The sequence below is a fragment of the Flavobacterium sp. JAS genome, assembly GCF_020991455.1.
In the GTDB taxonomy this organism is placed as follows: Bacteria; Bacteroidota; Bacteroidia; order Flavobacteriales; family Flavobacteriaceae; genus Flavobacterium.
In genome coordinates, this window is the sequence record NZ_JAJMOX010000003.1 from 271,804 (window position 1) to 288,769 (window position 16,966).

The following is a 16,966-nucleotide window of genomic DNA, read 5'->3' on the forward strand; positions in this document are numbered from 1 at the left end:
GAGGCTTTTTTTGAAAAATAAAAATTCAAAGACATAAAAAAGGGACAAAGGTTTTATTCACAATAGAAAAACCTTTGTCCCTTTGAACCTTTTTTAAAACCTTTGAACCTTACTTAAAAAGATTATCCATTCCCGGAATCATTGGCATATCCATTTTTGCAACGGCGTCCAATTCTCTTTCGTTAACGTTTGTTGCTTTTTCGATTGCTTTATTTAACGTTACAATTAAGTAATCTTCCAGTTGTTCTTTATCTTCAAGTAAAGAGTCGTCAATAGAGATTGTTTTTACTTTTCTATTTGCAGTAAGCGTTACTTTTAATAATCCATCAGCGCTTTGTTCATCAATCAAAACTGTATCCAGACGCTTTTTTGTATCTTCAATTTTTTGTTGGGTTTCTTTAAGTTTACCCATCATTCCCATTAAATCCATTTTTTGTTGATTTTTAAATTATTTCATACAAAATTAGTATATTGCTGTATTATATCAATAGAATATTTTATGAAAAAATTAATTTGGTTCTATTGTGATTGTAGTATTTTTGCAGCTCCGAATTTAAAAACCAATGCTTAATCAATGCAAAACGATATAATGGCTCCAAAGGCCAAAGAGATTCCAAAAACATTAAAAAAACACAAAGAAGCCCGAATTGACAATTATTTTTGGCTAAATGACCGCGAGAATCCTGAGGTTATTGATTATTTAAATCAGGAAAATGCCTACTACAAAAACATGACAACCCATACAAAAACTCTTCAGGAGAACTTGTATGAGGAAATGAAAGGCAGAATTAAAGAAGACGATTCGTCTGTACCTTATTTTTATAATGGGTATTTTTATATCACTCGTTTTGAAACCGGAAAGGATTATCCAATTTTCGCCAGAAAAAAAGGAAGCCTTTCGGCAGAAGAAGAAATTTTGTTCAACTGTAATGAATTATCTGTAGGACATGCTTACTTTAAATTAGGAGGATTAAGTATAAGTCCGGATAACAAATTTGCCAGTTTTGGAGTAGATATTGTTGGAAGAAGAATTTATACCATTCAGTTTAAAAATTTAGAAACAGGAGAAATTCTGTCTGATAAAATCGAAAATGCTACCGGCGGATCTGTTTGGGCAAACGACAACAAAACTGTTTTTTATACCAAACAAGACGAAGTTACTTTAAGAGCTGATAAAATTTTCAGACACAAATTAAATACAGATTCTGCAACGGATGTTTTGGTTTTTAATGAAACCGACGATACTTTTAATGTTTCGATAAGCAAAGAAAAATCTAGAAAATATATTGTTATTGGTTCAGGAAGCACCTTAACGACTGAATATAGAATTTTGAATTCAGATAACCCTGATGGAGAATTTGAAGTTTTCCAGACGCGTGTTCGTGGTTTAGAATATAGTATTTCGCATTTTGAAGACTCATTTTACATTCTGACCAATAAAGATAAGGCGACTAACTTTAAGTTGATGAAAACGCCTGAGAATAAAACAGGAAAGAGAAATTGGGTAGATCTTATTCCGCATCGCGAAGATGTTTTGTTAGAAGATATCGAAATCTTCAAAAACTATTTAGTTGTAGAAGAGCGTTCAAACGGGTTAAATCATATTCGTGTTATGCCTTGGAATGATGAACCTGATTATTATCTTCCTTTTGGCAGCGAAACCTATAGTGCTTTTACTACCACAAATATTGATTTTGATACTGATGTTTTACGTTACAGCTATCAATCACTTGCAACGCCTTCGTCTGTAATTGATTTTAATATGACAACTAAAACCAAAGAAATTCTTAAAGAACAACAGGTTTTGGGAGGTAAATTTGATAAAGAAAATTATATCGAAGAACGTGTTTGGGCAACTGCCAGAGATGGAGTAAAAGTGCCAATATCGATGATTTATCGCAAAGGATTAAATAAAGATGGTAAAAATCCGTTATTGCTTTACGCGTATGGTTCATACGGAATAACAATGGATACTTATTTTTCATCAACAAGACTTTCGTTGTTAGACCGCGGATTTGTTTACGCAATCGCCCATATTAGAGGCGGAGAAGACTTAGGAAGACAATGGTATGAAGACGGAAAACTGTTAAAAAAGAAAAATACCTTTACAGATTTCGTCGATTGCTCTAAATTTGTAATTAACGAAAAATATACTTCTTCTAAACATTTGTATGCAGAAGGAGGATCAGCAGGAGGACTTTTAATGGGAGTTATCGTAAATGAAGCCCCAGAATTATACAACGGAGTTATTGCTCAGGTGCCTTTTGTAGACGTTATTACGACAATGTTAGACGACAGTATTCCGTTGACAACTGGAGAATACGATGAATGGGGGAACCCAAACAATAAAAAATATTACGATTATATGTTGTCGTACTCACCTTACGATAATGTAAAAGCGCAAAATTATCCAAACATGTATGTATCTACTGGATTGCACGATTCGCAGGTACAATATTGGGAGCCAGCTAAATGGGTAGCCAAATTGAGAAATGTAAAAACAAATAATAATCTTTTGTTTTTAGATACCAATATGGATGCGGGACATGGTGGAGCTTCGGGACGTTTTGAGGCTTTAAAAGACTTAGCAAAAGAATTTAGTTTTTTATTAGATTTAGAAAAAATTAAAAGCTAATTAGAAATTTTTTGTTAAATTTGCAACCTATCAAGGTTATTTTAAAATGCCTTTGATTAACTATTTTTTTATGAAAGAAGAAATAAACGCTTATAATAATGTTTTAGAGTTAATAGGTAACACCCCACTTATTAAGCTAAATAAAATTACCGAAGACTTAGAAGGAAATTTCTACGCAAAGGTGGAAGCTTTTAATCCGGGTCATTCCTCAAAAGATAGAATAGCGTTATATATTATTGAAGAAGCCGAGAAGAAAGGAATTCTGTCGCCGGGAGATACCATTATAGAAACAACATCTGGTAATACAGGTTTTAGTTTGGCAATGGTAAGCATTATAAAAGGCTACAACTGTATTTTGGCAGTAAGTTCAAAATCATCGAAAGATAAAATTGACATGTTGAGAAGTTTGGGTGCAAAAGTATATGTTTGTCCTGCACACGTTTCAGCAGATGATGAAAGATCATACTATAACGTGGCCAAACGTTTACACGAGGAAACAAAAGGTTCTGTTTATATTAATCAATATTTTAACCAATTAAATATTGATGCACATTATAACAGTACAGGTCCGGAAATTTGGGAACAGACAAAAGGACAAATTACACACCTTGTTGCTTGTAGCGGAACTGGAGGAACAATCTCAGGAACTGCAAAATTCCTGAAAGAGCAAAATCCAAATATTAGAATTTTAGGAGTAGATGCTTTTGGATCAGTATTAAAGAAATACCACGAAACAAAAGAGTTTGATAACAAAGAAATTTATCCGTACCGTATAGAAGGTTTAGGAAAAAATTTAATCCCATCGGCTACAGATTTTGATATTATTGACAAATTCATGAAAGTAACCGATGAAGAAAGTGCTCACTCTGCCAGAGAGATTACTCGAAAAGAAGGTTTATTTGTAGGATATACATCAGGAGCAGTAATGCAAGCGATCAAACAATATGCAGAAGAGGGAGAATTTACAAAAGACAGTAATATTATAGCAATTTTCCCGGATCACGGATCTCGTTATATGAGTAAAGTATTCAGCGATGATTGGATGAATGAACAAGGATTCTTTGATAGCATCAATGAAGAAGAAGTTCAAAAAATTGAATTCGTAAAGTAATAAAATACTTTTAAAAATATAGAACTCCATTTGTTTTGACAAATGGAGTTTTTTTTTGTAAAAATGTTTTTACAAATTTGTGATGTAAATTGTCTTTAATTGCTACAAATTTTTATTTTTATGAGAATACTACATTTATACTTGAATATCATTTGTTAAGTTGAATAAAATTTATAGTTTTAACAAAATTATAGAAAGTATAAGAGAATTTAATTGAAAAAATAAAAACATCAGTTTTGATTATTTATATTGTACTGAATAAATCTTTTTCCTTCTAAAATTTTTAGTATTGTTAATGAATCTCGTTTTAAACGCCTCTAAAATCTGTCAATATGAATAAATTATTACTCACATTAATGTTTGTAAGTTTTTTTAATGCGAATGCTCAAAATCCCGTTCAGGAATTCAATTTCAATGGAAGTTTAAGTAATAACGATAAAACAATTTCATTTTTGGGATCTTCTACTTTTGTAAATGACAGAATGGGAGTTGCTAATGGTGCTATACGTCTTACTAATAAAGCTTTACAGACTGTTGTAGGTGATCTTCCGCAAGACAATAAACCGAGATCAATATCTATTTGGGTAAAATTTAATGCAATTGCTGCAGCTAATTATATTTTTGGATATGGAAGTCCGGTAAACGCACAATATTTTGGTTTGTTACAGAAAAACATAGCAGGAACTAATGCTGATTTATGTTTGGCAGGTTGGGGCGCTCCAAATGATGTTGTAGTTACAGCTCCGCTTGCAAAAGGTATTTGGTATCAATATAGTGTTACTTATGACGGTACTACATCTAAAATATATCGTAATGGTGAATTATTAAAATCATCAGGAGGAGGGATTACACGTTCCACAAAAGGATATATTTTTAGACTGGGGCAAATGAATACTTCTGTTGGACTTAATGCTGATATAGACGATATTAAGATATATAATGTTGCGATGACAGACGAGCAGGTTATGGAATCTTACACCAGTTCAAAGCCTATAGCAGCTGTTGATGAAAAGACGACAATGGCTAAAAAAGGTACAACAGATGCAAAAACTGATTTTAAAAATACAGCTAAAGGCAATATTATTGCAAAAAAAGTTGAAATTTTCTCGCAAGGAAAAAAAATACTTGGCAGCAATGCAACAAATATTAATGACTTGCCGGAAGGAACATATTTACTGAAAATAACAAACGGTCAAAATTAAGAATAGTCAATTATAAATAATTGCTAATATACATTACTTTCTGGAATAACTCCATTCGCAAAACGAATGGAGTTTTTTTTCTTGAATTTCTACAGAATCATTATGCATTTAATATCAGAATATTTTCGTTTATCTGGAAATGCTAATATTTTTAATTTAATTATAAATACCGTATTTATACGTAAGAATAATTGGTTTTTATTAGAATAATTTTGGTATTTTAATAATATTGTTAAAGGTATAGGTAAATGCAATAAAGTGTTTGAAATCATCAATTTTGGTTATTTAACGATTATTTAGGTTAGTTGTCGAACAAATTTTTGCTGAAAAACATAATAATATAGTTTAGTAGTGTTAGAATAACACAATGTTTTTTAACACCCTAAATTTACTATTATGAAAAAAATACTGCTCACATTAATGTTTGTAAGTTATTTGAATGTCAATGCACAAAATCCTATTCAGGAGTTTAATTTTAATGGTACTTTAAACAATACCAATAATACAACTTCTTTTATGGGGGCTGATAATTTCGTAACTGATAGATCCGGAGTTGTAAAAGGAGCACAGCGGTTAAACAATAAAGCCCTGGAAGCTGTTATTGATAATCTTCCTCAGGAAATAGCGCAAGAACAGTAAGTATCTGGGTTAAATTAAATGATATTTCATCGGCAAACTATATTTGGGGATACGGAACCGCTTATAATGCCCAATATTGTGGTTTATTGCAGCAAGGTACTGCATCGACTAACTCAGACTTAAGTTTGGCGGGTTGGGGTGCTACAAACGATGTAATTGTTTCGACTCCGCTTGCAAAAGATGTTTGGTACAACTATACAATTACTTATGATGGTAAAGTTTCGAAAATATATAGAGATGGAAAATTGCTAAAATCTCTAAGCGGAATCAGTCGTTCTACCAAAGGTAATATCTTCAGATTAGGAGAAATTAATACAACTGTAGGGATTAATGCTGATATAGACGATTTAAAAATATATGATATTGGGCTTACAGACAATCAGGTTACAGCACTTTATGACAGCTCTAAAGCTTTAATTGTTGCTGCCGAGCCAGTAGTTGTAGTGAAACCTGTCTCTACAGCCACTAAAGGAAAAACAGCTGCAAAAGTAGCGCAGTCAGATATTAATATTGTTGCGACAAGCGATATGGTTGGAATGTCTAAAAAGGTTGAGGTTTTCTCGCAAGGTCAAAGAATAATAGGCAATAATTCAATGAGTATAAATGATTTACCGGAAGGAACCTATTTGTTGAAAATAACAAATTCTCCATCTAAAAAAATCACTTTAAAATAAGATGAAGAATAATTTTTAAATAGTTAGTTAGTTTTTTATGTTGTTTAGTAGAGTTAAATTTTTTGGAATAGTAGAAAAAACCTTCTAAAGATCCTTTCAGAAGGTTTTTTTGTATCTATTAGTTTCTTATTTCTAGCTAATAACGCTAAGAACAACAAATAAAATCACCAGAATAATTACGGCGAATTTTGTGTATTTAGATGTTTGCATAATGTTTATTTAAAATTAATTTAGATTTGAGATCGGCAAATATAATAGTTAATTTGATTTATTGATCTTAAAAAATAATTAAAATAAGAATAATCTTAGATAAAAGAATAGTTTTGTTCTCTTCCCAACCTTTTTGTTTAAAACGTTCTCTATATAAGTAATAGCCATCTCAGCATGGTTTTAACTTAAAAAAATAGAGAATGAAAAAGAAATTCACTTTAGAAATAGCAAGTTCTTGTTCTGAAAATTTTGATAAAATGGTTCCTAATTCAAACGGTTCATTTTGTAATTCTTGCGCTAAAAATGTAATTGATTTAAGTAGAAAGACAGATTCTGAAATCGCAAGATTTATTGTAGAAAATAAAAATGAAAATATTTGCGCAAGACTTAAAACAACGCAATTAGAAAATGAATTTGAGTACAATGAAGTTTCTAAGATGAATAATCTTAAATATGCGGCAATTGCAGCTTCAGTTCTACTAACGTCAAGTGTTGTTGCACAAGAAAAAGTGTCAGTTGAAACTGAAATAAGCATCCAAAAGCCAACTACACATATTCTTGGTAAAGTTGCTTTTAGTCAAACTATAGAAGAGGAAATTTCGATAATAATTAAAGGGAAATTATTAGATGCCAGAACCCATAAACCTTTGGCTGACAGAACATATCCAAACCTGACTCTTACCATTAATAATTCACCAACTCCGTTTATGATGAATCCCAAAACGGGAGAGTTTTCTATTCCGTTAAATGTTTTAAAAAATAGTAAAACGTTAATGATTACTGTTAACAGCAACGATTATTATCATTCTAAAATGATACCTTTTAATATACAATCATTGAAAGGGAATGTTCTTCATCAAGATATAATTATAGACAGCGAAAAGATGAGTAAAATTTATAGGTTAGGTGGATTGGGAGTTAATTATGTTGATAAAAAGGGGAGTAGGGAGATTTGATCGTGACAAAGAATATTTTGTAAGAGTAATATCAGGTATTGTAATAGTAAAAAAGCCTTCTGAATTTCAGAAGGCTTTTGGTTTTACATTGTCTGGTTCTAAAATAAGTTGACATAAAATGGACAATCTATTTTTCAAAAACGCCATAAATAAAAATACTTTCGGGCATATTTCCGCCTTCTATACAATAGATGACAACTAATTCGTTATTTTCAGAAATTTCAAATTGTCTTGAACTATGATCATCAGTATAAGCATAATAAATACCTTCTTCCTCTTTTACTTTGACATTATATTTTTTTGCTAATAACTCAAGTTCTATTTTATCAAAATATCTAAAAGTGGATAATACTTTTACATTTTCTTTTATAATATAAATTCTTTTATTTTGAACTTCTATATATGAATTACTCCAAATAGAATAGTCTGTAGAACTTAACCAATCATCATATTGGTTGATTACTTGATGTGATTTTAAACCATCGAAAAAAATGTATATCATGTTTTATGTATATTTTCTTTAATTCAAATATAGAATTAAAGGTTATTTGGATTTATAAAACACCAATTTTTATTGAATGGGCGTTTTCTTAATTTTACCATATCGTCCCAACTAAAAGCATAATCCCATTCAAACCAAAAATATTCATCAGGATTTAATTTTAAATATTCATATGCAAAACGAAAAATTAATTCTGTATTTTCATCTCTTACTTTTTCAATGTAGGCGAGACTACATAATTTCTTATTAGGAATTAAATAATCTAAATCTTTATCTAGTCCAATATCAATATCTTCTTTATTAACTCCTTGTATATTGAATATAAATTGATTGTTATTATTCTCTGATACTGAAACCTTATCATCTATTATGCCTACATATGTATGTTTTAGTTTTCCATCACTGTAAAATGTTTTGTAATTATGAAAATAAAACATAGCATTTATATTGTAACAAATATTTGCGGCATCCATAAAAACTTTTTCAGGATTATGTTTTTCCCAATTTTTAATAATATGTGCATATGTTCCCATTATTTTAAAATTTTTTCAAGTTCTTCTAAAGAGTTGACAAAGATAACTCCTTGCGATTTAATTCTATCAATCATTCTAACTTGAGCATCTGTAGCCTCTTTTAACGATTTATCAACATAAAGAATTATTTTTTTCTGGTTAGGATTACAAAAGTTGTCTGCTGATTTATCTAATAACTTTGTAAATTGATCTTCCTTAACTGAATTAAAAGTAGCTTTTACTTCTATTATTTCATCTAATGTCGCAACATCAAAATCTGTTATATTAGGATTTATTTTTTGACCAAATCCAGTTAAAGTTTTTTTGGTCTTTACAAATTCACCAACTTTCCCCTCTGTGATACGGCCAATATTATTTGGATCTAAAATATCCAATTTTTTTGTTGCTTCAATTGCTTGATCAATATCTTTGACTCCTTGTTCAGACCATTTGAGTAATTTTCCTGCGGGATTTGTATACTCAATTTTATTACCATTTTTGACAAGAGAGCCTAATGTTCCAGTAATTTGTTCCCAAGCACCATCTTTCATTTTCCATGTTTCCAAGATTTCTATTTCTTTGGAAAGATTTTGAAATGAATTGGATGTTTTTACCTGTATTGCACCACCTAATTCATCAAACCAAGGAATTGCTTCTCCATATTCAAATATCAAATCCGAAGGTATAGATTTCATTCTATATTTATAATAAAAATACTCTTTACCTTCTTCAACTAATACGGAATAATTTTCCATTAAAGCACGTGAAGAAATAGTATAGCTTGAATTAGGAGGAACGACGCCAGCATAACCACCACCTAAACCTTCTCTTGTTTGAAACCTGTCAAAAATTTCATCAATTGAAGGAGCTTTTCTTTTATCAACTCCCCATACTCCTTCACATGGTGGATATTCTTTAGCAGGATCTAGGCCAAATTTTCTATATACGGTTTTTAAATCATTTTCATGCCCTTTACCTTTTGTCCATGCCTCATAAATTTCAGGAGCAAATTTATTTCCATTTGCATTCTTTATTTGTGAAGCTGTTTTAATATAGAATTCTTCAAATGTAACGTTTCTTACTTTTAATTTCCACACCTTTTTAAAAGCACCTAAGTCGTCAATTGATTTTATACCTTTATTATTCCATTTTTTCCAAACTTCAAATAATTCAATATCATCATTCAATGACTTAAATACGGTTGACGTTGCAACTTCAAAATCACTTAAAAATTTAGATTTTAAGTCTGGTGTTAGTTTAGTTATTTCATCGGCTAGGTTTTTATATCCTAAATTTTCGATTCGAGTTAAAATTCCGGTTTCTGTATTTGAAGAGAATATCCAGGCAACTATATTTCCTGCGTCATCTTTTCCTATTTTTAGGATTCCGGTTTTTCCTGAAATCATATCAGTAATTACTTCGTTTGACTCATAAAGAATATGATTTACTTGATTTGATCCAGATCCAATTGGAGCTATTATTTTTAAGCCCTCTTTTGAAAATTCTAAAATATTTTTGTTTAAATGTGCATTTATAATTCTTATTTTGGCTCCATCAGGCAGAACTTTTAAAACATCTTCAGGAACTCTTTCTATAATTCCTAAAACAATCTTTCGGGTAATATTATTACCAAATTTAGCCATAGCAGGAATAACATTTTTAAGTGCTGTTATTGTTGCTACTGTTCTTGATGGTGCTGATTTAATAACATTTGCAATAATTTTTGCTACATCTGAAAGTTCTCCAGCTGTTGAAAGTGCCTTTATTTCTCCAACTCCAATATAAAAAGATAATACAAAAACTACATCGTAACATGTTGCGTATGTTGTTTGGTATCCATCAAGCCCGTATCCATCCACGTAACCATGGTGTTCTTTTAAAGTTGTCCATAAATCTTTTCCTATAGAAGAAAAAGCATTTTCCTTTGATAAACCATTGTATGTTTCACTTAAAAATTTATTAATGTCTGCAGGATTGGATGTCAAACCATCAGCTAAAGTGGTAATTCCTAATGCTAGATCTACTATAGAATTCCATATTCCGCAACCACATGCATTAGGATAATTATAGAAATCTTTAGGAATTAATGCTGCTAAACTTTCTGGCTTAACTCCTGCTCTTTCAAATAAATAATCAAAAACTTTATTTTGAACATTATCAATTCGGTTTGGATTATAATAGCTTTCAGGTATTTTTAGATTTTTTAACAAACAACTTAATAATTCAATAGCTTCATTACCACTAATTAATTCATAAGTATCTTTACCTAAAGCTTCTAGAAGTTCAAAATCAAGTTTTATTTCATTGCCATCTTTTTGAATTTTTTGCCTTAAATTTTCAGCAATTGTACAATCAGTATCAAATTCCTCAGTAATATATTTATATAAAAGATATTCATCCTTAATTCTTTTATAATCTTCTAAATTTATTACCAAAGTAACATCATTAAGATTTGATCCGGAAACACCTTTAAGCTTTGCTATTAAATCTTTATGACCATATTTTAACATTTCTCTGAAATTAATAACCTGCTTTAATTCAATAGAATTTGCATCTCCATCCAGTTTATCTATAAACACATTTTTGTATGCTAAAATATAATCTGCCAATTCATCTTTTTCTGTTTCGGTAATTGTTATATTATTTGATTGATAGTGTTCTAATACAAATTTGTAAAATTCTTGGGCTCTTCCTTTTAGACAATTTATTTTGTCATTAATTGTAGCTTCTAATTTTATTTCAGTTAGTCCTGCTAGTTGATTTATATTTTTTGAAGCATAAATATTTTCTTTATCAATACCTCCATCTATAATTGCACTATTTTTTAATATTCCAGAATAAACTGTGTATGAAGAACAATCAGAGTTACCATTTTGCGTAAAGAAAACTTGATTACTTTCGCTTTTCATTGAGTACGGTACTTTACCCGTAAAGTCATAACCATTTGCACTTTCTATTGCATCTTTATAATATCCTTTGAAGATTTTGTCATCAGGTTTAGTGACAAATCCGGACCATCTTTCTTCACCAATAGTAAAGCCAACTAAATAGCCATTTATAAAGCCAAAATCTCGAGCATCTTTAGGTAAGCTTATAGTTTCTCCTGTAAGACTTACAAAAGATTTTATTTGATTTTCATAGCCTGGTATATTTTGTACGATGGTACCTATAAGTTTTGACCATGCTTTATATTCTCCATCACTATCCCCTTGAATAAAGGGATACAACTGTAATCCAGGAGCATGAAGAACTTGCCAGTCGTTGTGACTTAATTGAACACCGGTTCCATAATCCATTAATAGATCAGTTGTGGTAGTGGTATTGTATTCTGTAAAAGGATGCTTCAAACCAAAAACACCATGACCTAATTCGTGTGCTAATGTTCTAACAGTATTAGTACTATTGAAAATAAAGCCATATTGACGTTTTAAAGGCATGAAGCCTAGAATGTTTGATTTATCAGATGGAGAGCCTGTATAAATAATGTAATAGGTGTCTTTTTTGTAATTTGAACCTAACTGCTGTTTTAAGTTTTCCGTTATTTTTTGCTGTTTTCCAGTGTAGGTGTTAAGTAAATCACTTTCACTGGTTTCTATACTTGGTCCCCAAGTATTTTCTAAACTTATATTTTTTGTATTTACTTCAAAAGAAATTCCTGCAGGTTCGTAAATTGCGTTTAATTCTTTTTGAGCATTTACTGGTAAAGTAGCATTATTCACGCTTACTAAAGTGACATTTACCTTTTTGTTTGTCAAATGCCATAAATCTATAGCCCCGGCAATATCATATTTTCCAGCTGCTTCTTTCGGATCTTTTGGTGCTGCTGGTCTTACAGTGGCTATAAGAGTTTCTTTTGCAAAATCTAAAGTCTTTTTCAACGTCAATGTTGCAACATTGTCTTTCCAGACAATTTGTGTACTGTCTATAGCAGTACCATTTTGAGTTTTAAAAACAAGATCTTTTTTCGTTTTTCCGTTTTTGAATACCGCAGTTGCAGTTATAACATCTATTTTATTAGGACTGTCAGAGATTGCCTTGTAATTGACATTGTATGTACCTCCGCTTTTTTGAGGAATAGTTGTGTAGGTTTTGTTTAATTGTCCATTTTCTTTTGTTGGAGCAGTATCAAAAGCATATAATCCGTTTCCTTTAGAAAAGACTACAGTAACATCTTCAGATGAAATCTGGGCAACATCACCGCTGGATCCCATTCCATTAGTGTTCTTAGGGGTTGGTATTCCACCTGGAGCCAGTTGTCCAGTCTGTTTAATATCCCCTGCAGGAGCATTCGCCGGAACAGCAAACTGTTTTCCATCTTTATCTGTTATTACAATGTCATTTACTGTTTTCGGAAGTGTAGTTTTGACATTATCAGGACCTACGATTGTTATAGTGCCATCCTCATTTTTAATAACTGATTTTACAGGAAAATCAACTTGTTGATTAACCACATTACCGGCATCTCCAAATACGTCATTTACAACACCATCAAGATCTCCGATACCACTCCAATTCGGGTCATAAGAAGCAATAATCTCCCCAGAAATCAATTTGAAATCGGTATTTAGACCAATGTTGTTAAACGTAATTCTAATACGTGAGAATTGTCCAATATTGATTTTATCTCCTCCTAAGGCATCGGCAGCATCGATTAGTTTTCTGAATTTTTCAAGAAAAGGAAGTGTTACATAACCATCTCCTGAAAAAGTTCCGTTACTTCCGGTTGAATGTATAACCACAATAGGAAAATCTCCTGCAGCAATAACGTCATTCGGGAAAAGTTCCGGTAATGGTTTTTTATTGGCTAAATCAGCCGGATCTGGTTTTATACCACAACCCTGAAAAGCAATTTCGTCTCTCACAAGAGTTGTAAATTCTTTTACAGTGCTATGAGTGTATTTACCAACATCGCAAGATGCTCCAACGGTATATTCGTAAGTAGTTTTTGGTTTTAAATTACTGATTGTAACATTTTCTCTTGGCGTTACAAGATCATACCATTCTGATCCGGCATTTTTCTCTCTGTATTTTACCTGATAATCGAAGTTATCAATACTGCCGCTCCAGGTAATTTTTGCCTGATTTTCGCTTATTCCTTCTGTATTAATTGCTAATGGCGCTGTACAAAATACTTCGTAGGTAAAAGAGTAAATTTCGCTGTAACCATTATTTTTAAAAACTCCAATTTCTTCGGCGCCAAGTAGTGCTTTTGCTTTTACTCGCCATGCATATTTTTTACCTGGAATAAGCTGTGGTTCGTTTATGCCATATTGAAGAGAAGTTGTTCTGGTAGTAGTTGTATATAAAGGCGGTGAATAGGCAAATGCATTTTGTACAGGCGTATATTTATCCCAGATTTCGACTAATGAAAATTCATACTCAACATTGCTGACATTTATACTTCTTGGTGTCCATCCAAAAATAATATTCTGAATGTTTTGCTGCATAATTGAAGTATTATTCAAAGGCAGATTTAAAAATGGCGGTTCATTCTGGAAAATAATCGTTGAAGAACCCGTTTTATTAGATAGTTTTTTGCCAGTTGCAAAGTCGTAAACCTCAACATAAATATTATAAAGACCTTCCGGTAAAGGCTGTGCATATTGGTTTGGCGTAAGACCTAATAAATTTTGATACTCAAAATAAGGCGCTAAATCGACATTTGTTAACTGTAACGGAAATCCTCCTTCAAGGTATAAAGGTTTTGCACCTGCGACAAAGTCGTTTGTGTTAAACGCGATTCCGTTGCCCTGAAAATATATTTTCAATCTCACCTGACGATTCGAAATAGTCAAATCGTTCAGCACCAATTGTATTTTTATTGGACTGTTTATAGTATTAGCATCTGCATAATTACTTAAATAAATAGGTGAGGGCTGTGTTAGCTGTGTTGTTATCCTTATCGGAAAGGTTTGTGCATAACCTCCTAATCCTCCTGCAAGCGAACATAACAATAACAGGTACAAGTGTAGTTTTTTTATCATTTTGGGTAATTGAGATTTATCCATTATTTGAGCTGGTATCTTATTTTTACGTCTTTATTTTTGAATATACTTTAATTCGATTTCATCATTTGCAGCGTTTTTTACAGCAAGTTCATGATAGAATGGAATCATTTTTAGTTCTATTGCATCGGCAATTTCTGTTGATGCTTTTTTACTATTGATTAGTTGAAAAGCTTCGCCAATTTCTTGCTTAGTAAAATCGGCTGCATACTGATTTTGCTGTATTTGGGCTGCTGGTACTTTTGCTAAAGCTCCAATTTCCTTTAACATCCATCTGTGATTTACCAATTGCTTACGACTGTTTTCGGCTCTTTCAGCCAATTTCATGTACGATTTGTAACTTGATGTATTGGTATCAGGATTGTTTACATTATGCAAAGCGTGATTGTTTACTCTTCCAATTGCAACTGAATAATCGTTTTCAAGACTCTCGTCTTTATGGATCATGTCTTTTTCAAGTTTCTGTACCGATTCTGCGAAATAATCATTGTATTTTTCTAAAGTTTCAGCTTCAGTAAAATAAGCTTCCAGATAGTCCAAAGCCTTTTCCTTAAACTCTTTCTCTTCTTTGGCAAGAGTTGTGGCATTTAATAATTCTTCTAATTTGATGGTTTCTTCTGCTGGTAATGGCTGTAAAGCAAGCTGCATTTCTTTTAATTGCGCGCTGATTTCATCACGTGTCCCTTCGAAAGTTTTTCCGTTGAGGTTTATTTTTAGAATTGGTTCTAATTTTTGAACTGTTTCATCTTCCGTTTTTGGTTCTCTTTTCGGGCGCAGTTTTATTTTATCAAAAGAGTAGGTATAAGTAAGTGTTGCTGTTAGATCATTATTTTTTCGAGTTTGAGAATTGCTGAATAATGATATAATTCCGGCACTAAAATTATGTTTCTGCTGATAGATGTAAGATGCGTTTACTCTGAAATTAAAAATATCATTTTGCTTTACACCATCGTTATAACTTGTATTATAACTCGTTGAGGCAGAAGTAGTGAATTTTTTATCAAAAAATAATTTTGTTGCACCAATTGTTGGCCCAATAATAAGGTTTTTACCAGAATCTGTTTTTCCGTAAGTATTGTTTATCGATGCAATCAAGTTTAAATCTTTCATAGGATAACCAATGCTGTAGGAAAGCCCTGAATTATAATAAGTAGTTGCACCGCCTTCAATTGTTCTTCCTTGCTGTTGATTTACGGCATCCTGCATTGAAAAATTAGCATTGATCGATTTTTTTATTGTTTTCTCGTTCCTCAATAAATAATTTACTGCAAGAGTCACATTTTGATTGACCTGTCTAAAGTTTAAAGTATCGAGATAATCGTAATTAGAAACCTGATTGATATAATCAAATTGATTACGACTATTTGTATAAGATTGGAAATTGGAATAATTTACATTGAAATTTAATTTGTCATTAGCACGATAATCAATTGTTAAAGCAGATACTAAACGTTTCATCTGACTTTCTTTCTGCTTGTCTAAATTGTCTTTTTGAAGTCCAAGATTTACCGAAACAGAAACTTTGTCTTTATATAAAGTTTCTGTTGCATTTACCGTAATATTCTCTAAATCATTATTAAAATAATAACCTCCTAATGTTCTGTAATTTGGGTCGATTCTTTCATATCCTAAACCAAGAGTACCTTTTCCGGCCGGGTAAACCAACTGACCTTTAAAAGCATTGTAACTTGCCGTTGTATTGTTTGGACTCAAGAACAATGCAGCAACTCCTTTTGCTTTAGTTCCGTCTGCTGTTCTGGTATCTTCGGTAATACTGCTGTTTGCAATTTCAGTAGAAACCAGTAATTTATCAAACAGTTTGAAAGATGTTTCCAAACTTATTGCAGCATTTTCTTTTGGAGAAACTCCCAATTCAAAAGGTACAGGATTTGATATAGAATTAATGACGTCTTTTGCTTTAAAGAAAGTTAATCCAAGAGTGATTTTTTCTAATGCATAGTTTGTTTTAAATCCGTAACCAAATCTTTTATAAGTTGGAAGAATATCCGGATAAGCATTGTTGTATTCGCTGCTTTTTAATAATCTCCCGTACATGGCACTTATTTTGAATTTTCCCTGTGGCGTTAAATCCACACCAAAACCGGTAAATTGATGTCCGGCCAAAGTATAAGGCGAAAAAGTCATGCTCACGTCTCCAATATGCGCAGTTGCCCATTTATAAGATGGATGAATACTTAAGCGATTCATTAAAACAGGCTTTCCGTATCCAAATTTTTGATTGGTATAGGAGAATGAAAAAGGAATATTGTACAGTCCGGCCACGTTGAAATTAACGTTTCCATTTAAAAAATAGCTGAAAGGATCTCTGGCTGCATTTCCGGAGTAGAATACGCTGTTGGCAGAAACTCCTCCGGATACATTTATCAATTTTGCTTTTCCTAATTCCTGTACATTAAAGTTTTGCGAAAAACTTAATGTACTAATGAGAAACAGTATTATACTAAATTTTAGTTTATTTAAAATCATTATTTATCTTCTATGAAAATCAGTTTTGTTTTC

General features: G+C 31.6%; 11 protein-coding genes. 6 read left to right on the forward strand and 5 right to left on the reverse strand.

Going from position 1 to position 16,966, the window contains the following annotated elements:
* Nucleotides 1-109 precede the first annotated feature (109 nt).
* Nucleotides 110-430 (reverse strand): YbaB/EbfC family nucleoid-associated protein, encoded by a 321-nt coding sequence (locus LPB88_RS05285; RefSeq protein WP_230713223.1) that lies wholly within the window; start codon nucleotides 428-430, stop codon nucleotides 110-112.
* Nucleotides 431-574: 144 nt separating this feature from the next.
* Here LPB88_RS05285 and LPB88_RS05290 point away from each other — a divergent pair, with 144 nt between their 5' ends.
* The 6 genes from LPB88_RS05290 to LPB88_RS05315 all read left to right on the forward strand — a co-directional run bounded on the left by LPB88_RS05290 (nucleotide 575) and on the right by LPB88_RS05315 (nucleotide 7,427).
* Nucleotides 575-2,635, forward strand: coding sequence for a S9 family peptidase (locus LPB88_RS05290; protein ID WP_230713225.1), 2,061 nt, complete (start codon nucleotides 575-577; stop codon nucleotides 2,633-2,635).
* Nucleotides 2,636-2,705: 70 nt separating this feature from the next.
* Entirely contained in the window at nucleotides 2,706-3,746 is a 1,041-nt protein-coding gene (locus tag LPB88_RS05295; protein WP_230713227.1) for a PLP-dependent cysteine synthase family protein, read from the forward strand.
* A gap of 332 nt (nucleotides 3,747-4,078) precedes the next feature.
* The gene (locus LPB88_RS05300) at nucleotides 4,079-4,948 is read left to right on the forward strand and encodes a LamG domain-containing protein (protein WP_230713229.1); all 870 of its coding nucleotides are present in this window, start codon (nucleotides 4,079-4,081) and stop codon (nucleotides 4,946-4,948) included.
* 396 nt (nucleotides 4,949-5,344) lie between these two features.
* Nucleotides 5,345-5,587 (forward strand): hypothetical protein, encoded by a 243-nt coding sequence (locus LPB88_RS05305; protein WP_230713231.1) that lies wholly within the window; start codon nucleotides 5,345-5,347, stop codon nucleotides 5,585-5,587.
* Nucleotides 5,588-5,628: 41 nt separating this feature from the next.
* Nucleotides 5,629-6,261 (forward strand): LamG domain-containing protein, encoded by a 633-nt coding sequence (locus LPB88_RS05310; protein ID WP_230713496.1) that lies wholly within the window; start codon nucleotides 5,629-5,631, stop codon nucleotides 6,259-6,261.
* A gap of 410 nt (nucleotides 6,262-6,671) precedes the next feature.
* Nucleotides 6,672-7,427, forward strand: coding sequence for a hypothetical protein (locus LPB88_RS05315; protein WP_230713233.1), 756 nt, complete (start codon nucleotides 6,672-6,674; stop codon nucleotides 7,425-7,427).
* A gap of 127 nt (nucleotides 7,428-7,554) precedes the next feature.
* Here the strand turns inward: LPB88_RS05315 and LPB88_RS05320 are convergent, their stop codons facing one another.
* Genes LPB88_RS05320 through LPB88_RS05335 form a run of 4 tightly spaced genes read right to left on the reverse strand, consistent with a single transcriptional unit; the run spans nucleotide 7,555 to nucleotide 16,933 of the window.
* On the reverse strand, nucleotides 7,555-7,929 hold the full coding sequence (locus LPB88_RS05320; protein ID WP_230713235.1) for a hypothetical protein: 375 nt from the start codon (nucleotides 7,927-7,929) through the stop codon (nucleotides 7,555-7,557).
* A 35-nt stretch (nucleotides 7,930-7,964) separates the two neighbouring features.
* The gene (locus LPB88_RS05325; RefSeq protein WP_230713237.1) at nucleotides 7,965-8,462 is read right to left on the reverse strand and encodes a hypothetical protein; all 498 of its coding nucleotides are present in this window, start codon (nucleotides 8,460-8,462) and stop codon (nucleotides 7,965-7,967) included.
* Nucleotides 8,462-14,425, reverse strand: a complete 5,964-nt coding sequence (locus LPB88_RS05330) for a fibronectin type III domain-containing protein (protein WP_230713239.1) — start codon at nucleotides 14,423-14,425, stop codon at nucleotides 8,462-8,464. Before LPB88_RS05330 ends, LPB88_RS05325 begins: the two co-directional genes overlap by 1 nt.
* A gap of 54 nt (nucleotides 14,426-14,479) precedes the next feature.
* Nucleotides 14,480-16,933, reverse strand: coding sequence for a hypothetical protein (locus tag LPB88_RS05335; protein WP_230713241.1), 2,454 nt, complete (start codon nucleotides 16,931-16,933; stop codon nucleotides 14,480-14,482).
* Nucleotides 16,934-16,966: the final 33 nt, after the last annotated feature.